Origin of the sequence: Polaribacter sp. KT25b, from assembly GCF_900105145.1 — a bacterium.
Classification (GTDB): Bacteria; Bacteroidota; Bacteroidia; order Flavobacteriales; family Flavobacteriaceae; genus Polaribacter.
Genome location: NZ_LT629752.1, coordinates 636,055 through 653,767 on the forward strand (window position 1 = coordinate 636,055; position 17,713 = coordinate 653,767).

Here is a 17,713-nt window from a genome sequence, read left to right on the forward strand (position 1 = left end):
TTCTTTATCAAAAAAAATAAGAGTAAAGAATGCAGCGTTAGATTAAAATATTACTAATAAAGTTAATTTTCTCGAATTATTTTTTTAACTGTTTTTTATACATTACAGAATATTTTTTATAACCAACCTCAACACCTTCTTTCATTTGTTGATAAGCTTTTGGTTGTGTGTTTCTAAACCATTTTACAAATGGTTGACCAGGAACTTTTGTTGGGTGATAAATGTTGCTAACAGGTGCCATTTCTTTATCAAAAGCTAACGTTTTAGCACGTAAGTTTTCTAAGACGTCCGTGTAGTTAGAGTTGTAAGCTAAATTATGTAGTTGATTAGGATCTTCTGCTAAATTGTACAATTCTTCTTTAGGTTTTGTTGGCTCAAAAAATGGTTTTTGATTTTCATTTAATTTTCCTTCTTTGTATAATTGTCTCATTATATGTACAGCAGGTCTGTAAAATTCTAAATAAGCTTGTTGTGCATCATAAGGAACTTGTGGCATGTCATTTCTAATATAAGACCATTCTCGAGAAGTTATTGCTCTTGATTTTTCTGTAATTTCATCCCATAAATCTCTTGCTCCATACACAAATTCTCTATTAAAATTTTTGTTAAAAATTGGTTTTCCTGTCATGTAGTCAGGAACTTCAATTCCGGCAAAATCTATAATAGAAGCTGTAATATCTGTTGAGCTTACAACGTCTTTTCTAACTTGACCTCCTTTAAATTGTTTAGGATAATAAATAATAAACGGAATTCTTAATCCTGTATCTTGTAAATAACCTTTTCCACGAATATTACTACGACCATTATCACCAATAAAAATAACGATTGTATTATCTGCCATTCCTTTGTCTTCTAATTCTTTAAAAATCATTCCTATTTCATTATCCATATATTCAATTTGATCTAAATATTTAGCCCAATCTAAACGAATTGCAGGATTATCTGCTAAATAAGGTGGTAACGTTACAGTTTTAGGATTTACTGGATGTTTCGATTTTTCTCTTACTTCGTTCCACCAATCGCCTCTATGAGTAACAACTAACTGGATTTGTGCAAAAAATGGTTGATCTTCTTTTTCAAAAGTATCATACTTATCAAACAAACCAAATTCTGTTTTTCCATCCCAATTACCAATAGGTTTACTTTTAAAATTAACATCTGTTTTTCTACCTTTTTTCATTACACTATGGTTTCCTAAAATAGTAGTGTAACCTGCATCTCTTAATAATTTTGTAAACGGTTTAAATTGAGGGTCTAAAGGCACATCTCTGTTGCTTCTATGGTTGTGAGAATTTGTTTTAATTTGATGAGTACCAACCATCATTGCAGATCTACTTGGTGAGCAAATTGGGTTTGTAACAAACGTATTGTCAAAACGAATTCCTTCATCTGCCATTTTATTTAGAAAAGGAGTTTTAACATCTGGCATTCCATAGGTTTCTAAATCAGTACTCATATCTTCTGCCATAATCCAAATAATATTCGGACGCTCATTTTTTACTTGTTTTTGAGCAGCTGCTTCTGATGATTTTTTACATGATGTTATTGTAAAAATAATGCACAAACTAAAAACTACCTTTTTTATTGATTTCATATGTTAATATTTTATTTAATTATTTGGTATAATAAAACTGTTAGAGATAAATTATTTTATTTAAAAACTCCTCCAGAATATGGGAAATGTGGGTTTTTTACACTCTCTCTTTTTAATATTTTATTTGCTTTTTTTACCAATTCTGGATGTTGGTTAGAAATATCATTTTTTTCATATAGATCTGTAGATAAATCATATAATTCTGTGTGATAATTATCATACATTCTTACAGCTTTCCAGTTTCCAAAGCGTATTGCTTGTTTAAAGCCTTTTACACCTTTTCCTTCTTGAATTTCGAAATATAGAAATTTATGTTTTTGCTGATTTTCTTTTCCTAATAATTCTGGTAGAATAGAAATTCCATCTGTTTTATTTGGTGAATTTGTTGTAGCAACTTCGGCTAAAGTTGGCATTATGTCATAAAAAGCAGCCTGATGATTTGTAGTTCTACCTTCTTTAATTTTACCTTTCCAATATGCAAACATTGGTACTCTAACTCCACCTTCATAAACATCTCTTTTAAAACCTTTTAAATCTCCAGAGCTATTAAAAAACTTATAACTATGATAATTTTCGTTTGTTGGGCCATTATCACTAGTAAAAATAATTAAAGTATTTTCTAACTCTCCCGATTTTTTTAATTTTTTAAATAATCTTTTAATTTGAGCATCTAACATAGTAATTCTTGCTGCATGGCGTCTTTCTATTTCTGGCCATTCTTGCAATTTATCAATATATAAATCTGTTTTACTTAAAAAATATTCATGTGCATGAGGTGTTCTGTAAGACATGTATAAAAAGAACGGTTTATCATCCGCTTTTTTATCTAAATAATCTAAAGCAAAATTAGTTCTAAATTCGTCTAAACATTTGTGTTTATTATAATTGTAAAAAATAGAATCTTGATTATTGTTAACCCAATGTACGCGTTCGTCTATTTCTTTACCATTTACATCTTTTCCCCATTGTTCTTGTACAGCATAATCAAAACCACGCCCTTTAGCCCAAGTAGAAGTGTCTTCTGGCAAACCTAAATGCCATTTACCAATCATTGCGGTTTGGTAACCTGCATTTTGTAACATTTCTCCCAATGTTTTTTCAGATTTTTTTAAAGGAACTCTATCCCATTTACCATTTATTTCACCTTTATTTCCACGAATATTTACATGACCCGTGTGTAAACCTGTCATTAAAACTGCTCTTGAAGGAGAGCAAACAGATGTACCAGAATAAAAATCTTTAAAACGAATACCAACTGTAGCTAAAGAATCTAAAAACGGCGTTTTAATTTCTTTTTGCCCGTAAGTACCTAATTCTCCATAGCCCATATCATCAGCTAATAAAAAAACGATATTTGGTCTTTTTTGGATACTATTTTTTTGTTTGTTTTTTTGAGCGATTGTACAAAAGCTCATTAAAAATAATGCAATAAATAATGTTTTAAATAATTTCATAAAATATGCTTGTTTTATCAAAGTGAGTTTATGATTATAAAATTGCGCGTTATTTCTAATTAAAAAGGTTTTTTAAGTAATTTTAATGTGTCTTTTAATAAATTCAGTAAAAAATAAAGTATAAAGATTGATTAATTTTTAAATGTCATAGCTTCTATTGTGTCAGGTTTATATCCTGTTTTTACAAATTGATAAATTCCGTTTTTGTCAATAATAATATTTGTTGGATATACAGAGATTTTAAATTTTTCGGCAATCTATTTTTAATAATGTTATATGCAAAAGGATGTTTCATTAAAATTTTTTCTATGGCGTATTCTTTTTATTTATTCTAAATGAAAAAAGTACAGTTTCTGTTTTTTATTAGATTATTTTTATCGGGGTTATTTTTTTTTATTAGTTCAAAATAAATTCAAACTCATATTTGCCAGAAGGAATTACAAATTGAGGTAATGTTTCTGATAAAGTTCCATTTACACTCATTTGAATTAAATGTAAATTCAGTGTATAAAAATCTTGCTTTTTTAAATCGAAGGGATGTTTTGCTTTTTGAATGTTTTCTGCCGAATATGGCCAAATAGAAAACCCAAAAGTAGAAGCTCCTTCAATTCTTAAATTATTATTTCTATTCTCTGATAATTGCAACCAACGTACATCAGACCTATTTCCGTTTTCTTGCGGAAAAACATAGTTTGTAAATAAGTCATCCGTTTTAAAAGTAAATTCATCTACCTCTGTACCTCTTTTTCTGTCAATGTAATTTTCATTAGGTCCTTTGCCATAGAAAGTAGTTGTATTATAGTCTTTAGAAACTCCTAAAGTAACTCCAAATTTTACCAAACCTGGTAAACTTTCTTCTGCATCTAAATCCATTTTTACAACAATTCTACCATCGCTTAAAAAAGTATAAACCAAATTAAGTTTTACCTCATCTTTATAATTTTTCTTAACAATAACTCTGGTCTCGTTGGTTTTGTCTGTAATTACTTTTACCGATTTTATTTCTAACTGTTCATTTAAAAACTCCCAATAGCCTCTAGACTTTTTAAAATCTTTACTACTTGCGCCACGCAAATCATTATCTATTGGTGGTCTAAAAAAGTTAGGCTTTAATGGAGATAAAATTTGTTCTTTTCCGTTTTTAATAAATGAAGTTAATTCTCCTGATTTTTTAGAAACTTTAGCTCTGTATTTTCTAGTTTTAATAACTACATCAGCAGTGTTTTCAATTACTTGAAGTTTAGATTTAGATGTCGAACTATAGTTGTTCTCAGATAATTTTTCTCTAACTAACAACTGTTCTTTAGCTACTTCATATCCTTTTGCCGCCCAAAAAGTAGCTTGTTTTTCTTGCACAGATATTTTTAACCAATATTCGTTTTCATCTTTAAAACGCACTTTTTTAAACGGAATATTTAATGCTGATGATGAACTTGCCCTTACATCAATATTTTGTAAAAATCCAGATTGAATTTCCTTTCCATTTTCAGACAATGTCCATCTTACATCGTATTCATTTAAATTGGTTTTATTTAAATGATTGATAGCTAAAACTTCTCCGTTTTTAATATCAACAGCTTTAAAATTAAAAGGTTGATGAATATATTTTACTTCCCAAGCATGTGGGTTTGGCTTTCCATCTGCAGAAAAAACACCATTTATACAGAAATTTCCTGCATTCGGATAATCACCAAAATCGCCTCCATAAGCAAAAAAGTCTTTCCCGTTTTTATCTTTTTTAACCAAACCTTGATCTTTAATATCCCAAATAAAACCACCAATTAAATTCTTTTTAGAATTGATTAAATCCCAATATTCGCCTAATCCTCCAATAGAATTTCCCATGGCATGTGCATATTCACACATAATTATTGGTCTGTTTATATATTTGCTTTCAGACATTGCTTTTAGCTGATAAATCTCTGGATACATTCTACTTAATACATCTACATACTTTGGGTCTGTTGGGTTTGCATGAGCTGGTCCTCTAAACATTTTTTGTCCTTCATCACCTTCTTTATATGCTGGATGAGTTGGGTCTCCTTGCGCTCCTTCATAATGTATAAATCTTGATGAATCATAATCTTTTGCCCAACTTGCTGCTGCTGCAAAAGCAGGTCCTGTTCCTGCTTCATTACCCATAGACCAAGAAATTATAGATGCGTGGTTTTTATCTCTATCAATCATTCTCATTACTCTACTTAAAATAGGAATTGCCAAACTTGGTTGTTGTGGTGCGTAACTTCCTAAATGATGTGTTTCTACATTAGCTTCATCCATTACATAAATTCCGTATGTATCACATAAATCATAGAAATAAGGATCATTAGGATAATGTGATGTTCTTACTGCATTAAAATTAAATTTCTTTAACAATTTTACATCATCTTCTAAATCTTTTCTAGTCAAGGCTTTTCCTCTAATTGGATGATGATCGTGTCTGTTTACCCCTTTTATTTTTGTTACTTTTCCATTAATAAGCAACTCATTTTCTTTACTAAAACGAACTTGTCTAAAACCAACTTTCTGACTTCTAGATTCCAAGATTTTTCCTGAAGGATCTTTTACATCAAAAACCAATGTGTACAAATATGGGTTTTCTGATGACCATTTTATTGGATTTTTAATTATTGTTTCTAAAAATGCAAATTTCGTAATATCTCTTTGTGGCCATCTTTCAAAAAATACATCTTCAATAGCACAAGACATTGATTTATCTACTACTTTTTTATTTTCAGCATCATATAAATCTGCAGAAATAGTATATCCTTTTAAGTTATCTTCATTTGCTTTTATCCATAAATGCGGACGAACTTCTATTTTTGCATTTTCTAATTTATCATCGAATTTTGTTCTCACAAAAAAGTCGTTTAAGGCAATTTTTGGTTGTGCTAAAAGCAGTACTTCTCTATGAATACCGCTTAAACGCCACATGTCTTGGTCTTCTAGATAGCTACCATCACTCCATCTAAAAACCTGAACTGCAATTCTATTTTTTCCTTTAGATAAAAACTCTGTAATATCAAATTCTGCTGCCAATCTACTTCCTTGGCTGTAGCCAACTTTTTTGCCATTTACCCAAACATAAAACGCCGAAGAAATACCACCAAAATGTAAAATTACAGATAGATTTTTCCATTCTGTAGGAATTGTAAAATCTCTATAATAACTACCAACAGGATTGTCTCTATATTTTTCTATAAACGGAAACTGAGGAGGATTTGGTCCCATATAATTAAAGTTCCTTTTTCCTCCGTTTTTAATATTTGGAGTAAAAGGATAAATTATGTTTGTGTAAATCGGTTGTCCAAAACCTTGCAATTCCCAGTTTGAAGGAACTAGAATATCATTCCAATTTGCATCATTAAAATCTTTTTTGATAAAATCTGTTGGTCTGTTTTGTGATTTTTCTACAAAATTGAATTTCCATGTTCCGTTTAAAGATTGCATTCTGGCTTTGTCTCTATTTCTTTCTAAAGCATCTGAATGATTGATAAAAGAATAACTTGGTACTCTTGATCTTAATTTGTTTTGCTCAAACATCAATTCGTTTTCCCAATCGTTTTGAGAAAAAGAAATCTGGGAAAATATCACAAATAAAAAGACAATGATTGCATGTAGTTTGTTCATAAGAAATAATTTTATAAATATAAATAGGATCTAATTAAATGTCAAAAACAATTTACCTAGATCCTATTAATTTCAACTAAAAAATTTTATTTTTAATAAGCTGGTACTGCTTCCTTTTCCCAATTTTCTATATCTTTTTTTAAGATATTTTCTACATCTAAACCTTTACCAATTAAATTATTTTGTTCACTAATATCTTTTGTAACATTAAATAATTCGAATTTTCCTGAATGATATTTTACTAGTTTCCAATCATTAGAAATTACTGCAGCATATTGGTCTTCATAACTTCTAAAAAAATATAAATTTCTTTTTTTAATGGTTTTACCTTTTAAAATTGGTAATAAACTAACACCTTGAATTTCTTTGTTTTCGTACTTTTTACCCGAAGCAATTTCTACTAAAGTTGGATAAATATCTATAGATTGCACAGGTATTGCAGTTTCTGTATTTGGCTTTGTAACTCCAGGATACGAAATTAAAAGGGGTACTCTAGCGCCACCTTCACCTAAGGTGTTTCCTCCTTTTTTTCCTCCAGATAAAGGAGCATTTGTATACGCGCCACCTTGATCAGAAAAAACAATAATTACGGTATTATCATCAATTCCTTTTTCTTTTAAAGCATTTCTAACACGACCTACAGATTCATCCATAGCTTCTACCATTGCTGCATGATGTGCATATTTTCCTTCTAAACCTGCATCTTGATGTTTTTTAAGTAGATCTTTTCTACCAACGGATGGTCCGTGAACAGAATAATACCAAAAAGACAACATAAATGGTTGTGCTTTATCATAGTTTTTGATAAAATTTACTGCGCTATCTGTTAAAACATTCGTTAAATAATCGCCTGTTTTATAATTTTTTTGAAACTCTTTTGGATCTCCATCTTTAAAAAATGGATAATAATAACTCTTTGGATGTCCGTTATCTGTAGTTCCAAAAGTTTTATCGAAACCTTGATATTCTGGATAGTGTTTGCCTTCTCCTAAATGCCATTTACCAATAAACATATTGTAATAACCAAGATCTTTTAAGGTTTCTGCATATGTAATTTCTTCTAAAGGTAAATAATTTATAGAAGGTCTTTTTACAGGATCTGTTGGCCAAACATTATAATCTTCATTAATAAAATCTTTTTCTTCTGGTATGTGTCTAGACATTTCTAATCGTACTGCTTCTTTACCTGTTAAAATAGATAATCTGCTTGGGCTACAAGTAGGAGTAGGAATGTAGGCTCTTGTAAAATCTAAACTTTCTTTTTTAAATTGATCTAAGTTTGGTGTTGTAAAAGTTGCGTTTCTGTAACCAATATCTGCCCAACCATAATCATCAACAAATAATAATACAATGTTTGGTTTTTTGTTATTAGTTTTTTGATTATTTTCTTTTTGATCTTTGATTTTGCACGAAAATAAAGTGCAAATACAAAGAATTGAAACAACTATAATGCTATTTTTTACGAAGTAATTCATGATGTAAATTAGTTAATAATTATTTTTTTTGTGATTATTTTTTTATCAGACTCTAGGTGAATTATATAGATGTTTTTAGGGATGTCAGAAAGATTTATACTTATTTTAGTTTCTAATTTTGATACATTTTTAAGTAATTGTCCTATTAAATTATAGATTTTAATGTTTGCTTTTAAATTACTTTTTATAATTAATTCTTTAGTGTTTTCCTCTTGATAAATAACAATATCATTTGTGTCAATAAAATTAGTTACACTTAATGACAATGCTGTATAAGTTGTTTGCAAAGGATTGGGTGTGTTTTTATCATCTCCTTTTATCCAAATTGGAGATTCATTAATATCACAACCTTCAAAATCATTTTCTCCTCCATCTGTAATTAATCCATCTGCTCTAACTTCATCTGAAAAACCTGAATGAGTTACATTTTCTAAAACAATTTTATAACTTCCAGCAGGACTATTTTTGCTTACATAATCTTCAAGTGCCAAATAATAGACAGGTGCTAAAGATGGTGCTTTGTAAGATTCATCATCTAAATTTTTTTCTGCACTAATATAATTTCTAAGTGCGCAAGGAATATGTCTTAAACGAGCAGATCTAACTTGGGCATCTGTGCCATAAGTAGCAAAAACATTTGCTATAACAGAATCTTCAGAAAAAGTTCCTTCGCTATGGTCTGGTGTTGTTTGACCTTTATCAGCAGATAAAAAACCAAAGTTTATAGAAACCGCGGCCTCACAACTTATACCTGTAATATCTCTAACATCTACGATTCCTTGTGTTATGGTATGTGGAGATAACATAACCGCATGTGCACCGTTTGTACATGAAATATTACGACCGTAAACATTATTTATAATTGGTGTTTTATCGGTTACATATAAATCTGCTAAACCACTATATCCAGATTCTAATCTTAAGGTTACGCCACCTTCGCCAGATAAATTTCTAAACAAAATATCTTGTCCTACTTGAAATTGAATTAATCCATATCCGTAATGTGCATTTTTAGTATCTAGGTTTTCTATTATTCCGAATTTAGTAAATAATGCAGGTTCGCTAGCATCACCAACTGCACCAGCCGAAATTGCATTAAATTTTGTGTAATTGTCTAAAATAATAAAATCTGCTAATTTAAAATTGTTCGTATTTCCTAATTGAAAAGCTCTAATATTAGTATTAGGTTCAAAATCAGAGAAATCAAAAGTAAATTTTTCTCCATTTGTACTCTGAAAGCTCCAATTGTTTGCATTGGCAAAATTATTATCAAAACCTGCTTGAAATAAAGCACCTTGAGGTGTAGTTTTAAAGACTACGTTTGGGTTTACACGAATATGAACACCTGTTCTCATATCTAATTGTCCCAAAGTATAAGTACCTGCATTTATGGTTAAAATTCCTCCACCCGAAGCAGATAAACTATTTATCATATTTTGTAATGCTGATGTTGAGTTATCTCCATTAGGAAAAGATAATTGATTTGCTGTGTTAATTGTTGGGTTGTAAAAATAACTATCCGCAGGTAGCACTCTATCAATTGGATTTTGAGAAAATATAAACCCAGATAAGAACAGACAAAAGATTAATATTATATTCTTTTTAATCATTTTTGATTTTATTTTTTCTGTTTTTGAATGACTCTTTTATTTATATAATCATACGCTTTCCCAGTATAAGGATAGTTGTCAAAAACATCTCCATTGCCAAGAGTTCTTGGGTCGCCTTGACTAATTAATTCAGCTTCCATTTGAGTACGTAATTTTTTACAAGTATCCTTGTACTCTGGTAACAATGCTAAGTTTTTTAAACAATGCGGATCTGTAAGAATATTGTATAACTCTTCTTCTGGTCTTTTACCAAAACTCATTTCGTAAAAATTATTTTCTGGTTTTAAATTTACCAAGTAATCTTTAGTAGGAGATGGGTCTACGTTTCTAAATCCGTATTCTGGATTTCCAACAGGCCAACGTTCTGGTTTAATATTATGAGCATATAAATATTTGCTATTTCTGATGGCACGAACAGGATATGCTAAGTTTACACCATCTTCGTTTGCTCGACCAAGATCATGTCTTTCTTTACCTAATAATGCATGGTCTCTTTTTGAATCAATTTGGCCAGATTTATCAGAAAAAATAATATCTATAAAACTTTTACCAGTCATTTGCTTGTCTGGTTTTTCGCCAGCAATTTCCATAAAAGTTGGCGCAAAATCTGGGAAGTTTACAAAATCATCTACAGTTCTGCCTGCTAATATTTTTCCTTTCCAATAAGCAATAAGTGGTACATGAAAACCTTCTTCGTACAATTGTCCTTTTACTCTAGGAAAAGGCATTCCGTGATCTGAACTAATAAATACCAAAGTATTTTCTAATAATCCTCTTTTTTCTAAGGATTTTATTGCTTTTCCAACATGGGTGTCAAACCATTCTACTTCAACCGCATAATCTAAAACATCGCCTCTTATGGTTTTGTTATCTGGGTAAAAAGGCGGAATTTCTGCCTTGTCTAAATTTTTTCCTTCTTTTTTCCAAGAATCTAATTCGTAAACTCTGTGAGGTTCTTTTGTGCCAAACCAAAAGCAAAAAGGAGTACCAGTTTTATCAGTTTTATCAGCTAAAAATTTTTCAAAATTTGCTGCGTAATCTACATTGCTAATTCCTTTATGTGGTGGTGTTAATTTAATTTGATTAAATTCTGGACCTGCCGGATTGTATTTTGTAGCATAATCTCCTGGTCCCCAACCTTTGCCTGTAAAACCAACATCGTAGCCTTTTTCCATTAATAAATGTGGGTAAAACTTAAATTCGGCCGGAAAGTTTGGCCAGTGATTTGCAGCTTCTTTTAATTGCCAACTATACATACCTGTTACTAAAGAAGCTCTTGCGGGCGCACATTTAGGGTTACAATTATAGGCGTTGTTAAAAACCAATCCTTCTTTTGCAAGGTTATCTATTGCTGGTGTATTTATAAAAGTGTCTCCATAAGCACCAAAGCTTTTCATAGAAGCATCATCAGCAATAAAAAATAGAATGTTTGGTCTAGTTTTTGTTTTTTTTAATGTGTTTTTCTGTTGTGTTTTACAACTAAAAAATACTACTAGAATTAATAAAAAACAATATTTTAGAGTATTTTGACTACTTATTAATTTCATTTTTAGATGCTTTTTATCTTTAGTTAATACCTTTATTATTTTTTGTGTTTAATGTTTTTTTAGAAGCATTATCAGCATTAATTTTAGTGTTTTCTACAAAACCTTCTACTTTGTTGTTACTGATAGAAATATTTTTGCTATTAAAAATATCGAATAAAGGTGCATTAGGAAATAGACTTTTTGATGTTTTTGTTTGTTTAATGGTGTTATTTCTAAAAATTAAACCATCTAAACGGTCTATCCAAACAATTCTACTATTAAAACTTTCAATTACATTGTTTTCAAAAATGATATTGCTATCGTAAATTTCTGATTGATTAAAATCTTTATTTAGTTTAGGTGAAACCCATAAAACAGCATCATCTGTGCCGCCATGTGCACAATCTACAAAATGATTATTTTTGATAATAACTTCGCCAACTGCTCCAGATTCATACCATTTAAAAGTTTCTCCACGCAAACCAATCGAAGACATATCCGAAGAAAAATAATTATCTTCTATTACAATTTTTAAAGGTGTTTTAATCATAGCATTTCTAGCTCTGTGTTTGGTAACTTGACAACCTCGCATTGTAAAAGTAGGATTCCAAGTTTTGTTTTCTAAAATATCTTCTTTGGATAGCGTTGTAGGAATCTTATTTTTGAAAGTTAATTCAGAGTATTTTTCGTTTATAAATTTTACTTTTACAACTTCATTTACAACTCCTCTTTTAGGACTTGGTTTTTGTATAAACCAAACTTCATCTCCTTTATCTGCAAACTGAAAACCCATTTGCTCAAAATGATGTAAAGCAATTCTTACAGTATATTCATTAACAATATCATCAATTTTTACATAGGTTCCGTGTACGTTTGTGCCATCATCTAACATACTCTCAATTCTGCAGTTTTCAATTAAAATATCACCTTTACAATTTGCAAAATGTGTAGCGTCTGCAGTGCTAGAAATATATCTATCAGATCCATCTCTTGTGTAAACCCCCGAGTTTAAAATTTTAATATTTTCTGTTCTTTCAAAAAGAAATCCCATTCCTAATGCGTGGTGAATAATTATATTGTCGTACACTACGTTTTTACAATTTTGAGTCTGAAAACCAGGTGCATATCTATTTAAGTCTTTGTCTCCTTTAGCTGCAATTATAGCGCCAATAGGAGGGAACTCTTTCATTTTTTGATAAAATCTAAAAACACCATTTTTTAATTTTTCTACTTTATCTGGATTTAAGTGCAAACCAAAAGATCCGTAGAAAGTAGATTTTGTTATAGGGTCAAAACAATGAGTATGACCTAATTCGTGAAATTTAAATTCATCTATATTTGGGAAAGTTATTTGATTATTCTTAAACTTCCACGAATAGCCATCAACTAAAGGTTTTAAGTCTATATAATTTTCCTTTCTGTTTGTTGATAGTACTTCTGCTTCAAAAATGAAAGGAATTTTTCAATCTATAGTAATATTTTGTACTTTAATATTATTACAGTTTTCGAATTGAAAAGGCGCCATTCTTCCGTTAAAAATAAATTCAGAACCATTTCCTTCAATTTCTATCTCATTAAAATCTTGAAAACGAAACGCAATACTTTTGTATCCATTTCCATGGTTAGTTATAAATGAAAACTGCGTATGTGCATATTCTGGTAAAAAAGTATAGATTCCTTTCTCGAAAATTATTTTAATTTCCTTTTCTTTTGCACAACTAATGGCTTCTCTAATTATTGGTGTAATATCTTTATTAGTATGCTTTATGTTAATTACTTCTATTGCATTTATATGCAGTATTTGCAGCAAAAAAGCGAATACTAAAAACTGTAGTTTATTTTTTAAAATCATAATTTGTTTTTTTTATAAATGAACACCACTTCCTTGTAAAGTTGCATCATGATTCCACATTATTTTCCAAGGATCTTGAGTTTTTGTTTGAAAATCTTTCATTTTGGTTTTCATATCTTCTAAAACCTTGTGAAATTCTGATTTATATGCGAGATTATTTAATTCATTTTTATCTTGTTCTAAATCATATAATTCAAATTCTGGTCTAAAAAGAAAATTTTGTACTTTTTTAGGACCAAAATATTCAATATCGTTTTTGTAAATACTTTGCCACGTAGAAGAAGCCCATAAATCTGATGCAAAAGGGTATTCTAATCGCCAAGCAATATTCCAAATAAGTTTATAGTTTTTACTTCTTACAACTCGCATTGGGTAATACATTGTAATTTCGTGAAAAGTATGAGAAGCATAAATTTCATCCCAACCAGTAACTTTGCTTTTATCTAAAATAGAATTAAAAGATGTACCATGAAAGTTTTCTTTTTGATACTCAATTTTTGCCATATCTAAAATTGTAGGTGTTAAATCTACCCAAGAAATCATTGCTGTATTAGTAGCATTTTTTATATTTTTTGTAGGGTCTTTTATAATACAAGGTAATTTAATGCCTGGTTCATGAACCGTAGTTTTTGCGCCAGGAAAAGCCATTCCGTTATCAGAGATATAAATAACAATTGTGTTTTTGTCTTTACCAGTATCATTAAGCATTTTCATTAATTTTCCAAAACCTTGATCAATTCTAGAAACACTTTGGTAGTATTCTGCAATTTCTTCTCTTGTTTGTTTTGTGTCTGGTAAAAACGACGGAACCAAAACATCTTCTGGATTATATGTTATTGTTTCTACACCTTTATAGCCTTCTTTTTTATTTCCAAAATTGTTTGGAATATCCCATTCTTCTGGTTCAAAAGGATGTCCTCTATGTGGGTCATCTGTACAGAAATATAAGAAAAATGGTTTGTCAGACTTTAAAATATCTGCACAATTTTCTGCCATTTCTACGGTGTTTCTTGGGTCTGCTTCTAATACCTGATTAAAATGATAGACTTTTTCTGGAGCTACATGATATTTACCAATTCGTGCCGTTTCATACCCAGATTCTGCCATAATTATTGGCAATGAAGTTTCTGTTTCATACGTACTAAAATGATGATAATCATGAACGTGACCATAAGAACCTGTTGCGTGTCCGAATTTACCGGAAAGAATTACAGATCTACTTGCGGCACAACTTGCGCTTGTACAATAAGCATTTGTAAACTTTACACCTTCGGATGCTAATTGGTCTAAATTCGGTGTTTTAATAATCGGGTTTCCGTAAGCACCAATGGCGTCTAAACCATGATCATCAGCAACAAATAAAATAATGTTGGGTTTGTTTGTATTGTTTATTTTTTTAGCTGTTTCTTCTTGCTTTTTAGAGCAATTAGCAAAGGAAATTGCTATTAAAGTAACTAAAATAAGTAGTTTGATTTTTCTCATTTAATTATTATTTTCTTTGTTATAGAATTATTTTCTGATACGATTTTTATAAAGTATATTCCTGATATTAAATTTGAAACATCTAGTTTTAAAGATGAATTGTAGCTTGTTTTTATCGATTTAATAAGTTGTCCAGAAAGTGAGTAAATATTTATGTTTTTATTTTTTTTAAGGTGATTTATAAAAATTGAATTTGAAGCAGGATTTGGGGAAATTTCAACTAAATTTTCATTTAAATGTTGTTCATCAGTAGATAAAGCAGTGCAATCTGTAGTTAAAAATTCTGCAGGAATTATGTTTTCTTGATATAAAAAACCAGTTCCTTCAATAGGTGCTTCTACAAGAACTATTTTTACATTATTTTTACAATTATAATTTGTTTCTGCTAACACAGTTGCTATAGAAGCACCAACATAAATCTTAGTTTCATCTTCAATAAGATAATTAGCTAATTTTGTTGGAGGAGTAATTTCTGATGGATAATGATTAAAATGTTTTGCTTTTATTTCTGCATTTTCTCCATAAGTGGCAGTAACGCTTTTTACCTTTACATGTTCAAAAGTACCATCTGATAAACTAATATCTTGATCGTATTTGTCCGAAACAAAACCAGCTTCTATTCTAACTGCAAAACCAGAACTAACACTATGAATTTCTTCTGCATCTACTGTACCATTATGTAATGCATGTGGAGAAATCATTAATGCAGAATTGCCATTAGTGTTATAAATATTTCTAGCAACTATTTTATCAATTCCGCCAATTCGTTTTACACCTGTAGGTAAATTTGATCCTTGTAGATTGTTTAAACCAGTAAAACCTGTTTCTAACCTTAAAGTTGCGCCACCAGTTCCTGATAAATTTTTGAATAAAATATTTTCTGCAGATTGGGTTTGTACAGTTCCATAACCATAATGAGCATTTTTTATGTCGATGTTTTTAACGATTCCATTTTTTGGAAATATATATTCTCCATTATACTCATCTCCACCAAAAATTACTGCCGAAAATTTAGTGTATGTATCTAAAATATTAAAATTAGCTATAATAAAATTTGAAACTTTACCGCAATTTACTACTGCAACATTTGGGTTGTTATTATGTGTTAAATCGACTGTAAAGTTACCTCCAGAAGAGCTTGAAATTGTTACGTTTTGGATAGGATTTGTTGAGTCTCCTAGTTTAAAAATTGCATAGTTTTTAAGTTTTTCATCAAAAGGAATTTCATAAAAAGACCTAATAAAAACATTTTTATGAATATCTAAATGAACATTAGATTTTAAATTAATATTGCCAAATGAATAATTTCCAGCCGGAATAGTTAAAATTCCACCACCGTTTGCAGCTATAACATCTATGGCATTTTGTAAAATTGAACTATCATCTGTAGAAAAACTATTATCTACCGCAAAGTCTTCTACTAAATCTTTATTGTAGTTAGCGTTACTAATTGAAGTGTAAAAATTAGATTCATTATCTATTTGAGAAAACAATTGCAATGAATTCATGATCAAAAGAAACGTAAAACACATTTTAGTAGTTTTCATTAAATAAAAAGTTTTTTTTGAGTTGTATTAATTTAAATCGAAAATATCTACATTCTAATAAATGTAAGTGCTTAGAGATACATATAATGTGCTTTTTAGTAATTTTGTGTATAAAAAGAGAAACTTTCAACAAAAAAAACTCTTAAAACATTAGCTTTAAGAGTTTTTTAGTGATTTGGTTAAAAATATATTACTTGATAATTATTTTTTGTGTGTAAGACTTTCCATTCGAAACAACGTTTAATAAATAAACGCCAGATTTTAAATTTGAAGTATCTAAAGAATGATTTTTAGTAACTGCTTTACTTGTTAATACTTTTGCTCCTAAAATATTAAATAAAGAAATTTCACCACCATTTACAGTATTAATATTTAGTTTCCCATAAACAACAGGGTTTGGATAAATGCTAACTCTATCTAAAATATTGTTATCTAATTTTAGTGTAGCTTCTGTTATATTTGCAGTCATTTGGTCTAAATAAACAATGTCTCCTGCTAATAAATTTGTAGCTTCACCTTCTACATAATTTATTCCAAACCAAAATACAATTCCATCAAACTCTTCAACGTTTTTAATATCAAAAGTTAATTCTTCCCATTCTCCATTAGTATTAGTTGTAGTTACATTTGCAATTGGTTTGGTTGCAGTTTCTTCACCACCATCAAAAAGTTTTACTCTAGCAGATATCGTAATAGGATTAGTTCTATTCGTTTTTGCCCACATTTTTATTTGAATATCAGAATCTACAGGATACTTTGTTGTGTATGTTTTTACATAGTCGCTAAAAGCCCAGTAAGGAGCACTTGCATCCGTAGAGAATGTTGTTTTCAAACTTTGGTCTCCATCGTGTTTTTCTGTTGATGTAATTACTCTTGATGCAAAATCTTTTACTCCACTTATATGAGTAATTCCAGAAGGTCCATCAAAACTAGGGTTTTGTATAAACTCTGAATAAGTTACTGCAGGTGCAGTTTCTAGAAACTCTATTTCATCTAAGTAAAAAGCAGATCCAGACGCTTCATTAGCAACATTTTTTCTAACAGCTATACTAAAATCTGTTAATTCTCCTTTCCAAAGATCGTAAATACTCATATCAATATAAGTAATAACATATTCATCTAAACTAGGAGAAATATTAATGTCTATTGTACCACCAGAGTTTGTTTTTATTGGAGTAGTTTCATCATTTTTACCACCAATTCTTAAGACTGTAGCAGTAGTAGAGTTTTTATATTTTATTTTAATATATTTTTTAACAGAAGCATCTACACCAGGTGTTGGTTTTATACCAAAGTTGGCATTATCTGTAGCTCTTATTAATTTTAATGCACCATCATTTGCCGTACCTTCTGTAGGTGCATGTTCTACGGTTCCGTTATTTCCATAATTTGTACTCCAACCTTCTAATCCAGTACTAAACGTAAATTTTTGAGCATTTATTTGAAAAGCAAATAAAGCAATGGTTAGTAGCAATCCTTTTTTAAGTATTTCTTTTCTCATCTTTAAAAGTTTATAAATTTATTTATATTCAAAGTAAAAATT

11 protein-coding genes are annotated in these 17,713 nt (G+C 29.7%); all 11 read right to left on the reverse strand.

The genetic code is table 11. The annotated features are described in order from the left end of the window. Positions 1 to 76: 76 nt before the first annotated feature. The 11 genes from BLT70_RS02530 to BLT70_RS02580 all read right to left on the reverse strand — a co-directional run bounded on the left by BLT70_RS02530 (position 77) and on the right by BLT70_RS02580 (position 17,671). On the reverse strand, positions 77 to 1,594 hold the full coding sequence (locus BLT70_RS02530; RefSeq protein WP_091891116.1) for a sulfatase: 1,518 nt from the start codon (positions 1,592 to 1,594) through the stop codon (positions 77 to 79). 56 nt (positions 1,595 to 1,650) lie between these two features. Beyond that, entirely contained in the window at positions 1,651 to 3,048 is a 1,398-nt protein-coding gene (locus tag BLT70_RS02535) for an arylsulfatase (RefSeq protein WP_091891119.1), read from the reverse strand. 396 nt (positions 3,049 to 3,444) lie between these two features. After that, entirely contained in the window at positions 3,445 to 6,678 is a 3,234-nt protein-coding gene (locus BLT70_RS02540) for a glycoside hydrolase family 2 TIM barrel-domain containing protein (protein ID WP_091891122.1), read from the reverse strand. 92 nt (positions 6,679 to 6,770) lie between these two features. Next, entirely contained in the window at positions 6,771 to 8,153 is a 1,383-nt protein-coding gene (locus tag BLT70_RS02545) for a sulfatase (RefSeq protein WP_091891125.1), read from the reverse strand. Positions 8,154 to 8,161: 8 nt separating this feature from the next. Continuing rightward, positions 8,162 to 9,763, reverse strand: coding sequence for a T9SS type A sorting domain-containing protein (locus BLT70_RS02550; protein WP_091891128.1), 1,602 nt, complete (start codon positions 9,761 to 9,763; stop codon positions 8,162 to 8,164). An 8-nt stretch (positions 9,764 to 9,771) separates the two neighbouring features. Further along, complete coding sequence (locus BLT70_RS02555) at positions 9,772 to 11,310, reverse strand: sulfatase (protein WP_091891131.1); 1,539 nt, start codon at positions 11,308 to 11,310, stop codon at positions 9,772 to 9,774. A gap of 19 nt (positions 11,311 to 11,329) precedes the next feature. After that, the gene (locus tag BLT70_RS02560) at positions 11,330 to 12,478 is read right to left on the reverse strand and encodes a hypothetical protein (RefSeq protein ID WP_157691827.1); all 1,149 of its coding nucleotides are present in this window, start codon (positions 12,476 to 12,478) and stop codon (positions 11,330 to 11,332) included. 273 nt (positions 12,479 to 12,751) lie between these two features. Next, positions 12,752 to 13,141, reverse strand: coding sequence for a hypothetical protein (locus BLT70_RS02565; RefSeq protein WP_091891137.1), 390 nt, complete (start codon positions 13,139 to 13,141; stop codon positions 12,752 to 12,754). A gap of 12 nt (positions 13,142 to 13,153) precedes the next feature. Then, a complete protein-coding gene (locus tag BLT70_RS02570; protein ID WP_091891140.1) occupies positions 13,154 to 14,623 on the reverse strand; it encodes a sulfatase in 1,470 nt (489 codons plus the stop codon). Next, positions 14,620 to 16,170, reverse strand: a complete 1,551-nt coding sequence (locus tag BLT70_RS02575; RefSeq protein WP_091891143.1) for a T9SS type A sorting domain-containing protein — start codon at positions 16,168 to 16,170, stop codon at positions 14,620 to 14,622. Before BLT70_RS02575 ends, BLT70_RS02570 begins: the two co-directional genes overlap by 4 nt. Before the next feature lie 190 nt (positions 16,171 to 16,360). Next, complete coding sequence (locus BLT70_RS02580) at positions 16,361 to 17,671, reverse strand: T9SS type A sorting domain-containing protein (protein ID WP_091891146.1); 1,311 nt, start codon at positions 17,669 to 17,671, stop codon at positions 16,361 to 16,363. Between the last annotated feature and the right edge of the window lie 42 nt (positions 17,672 to 17,713).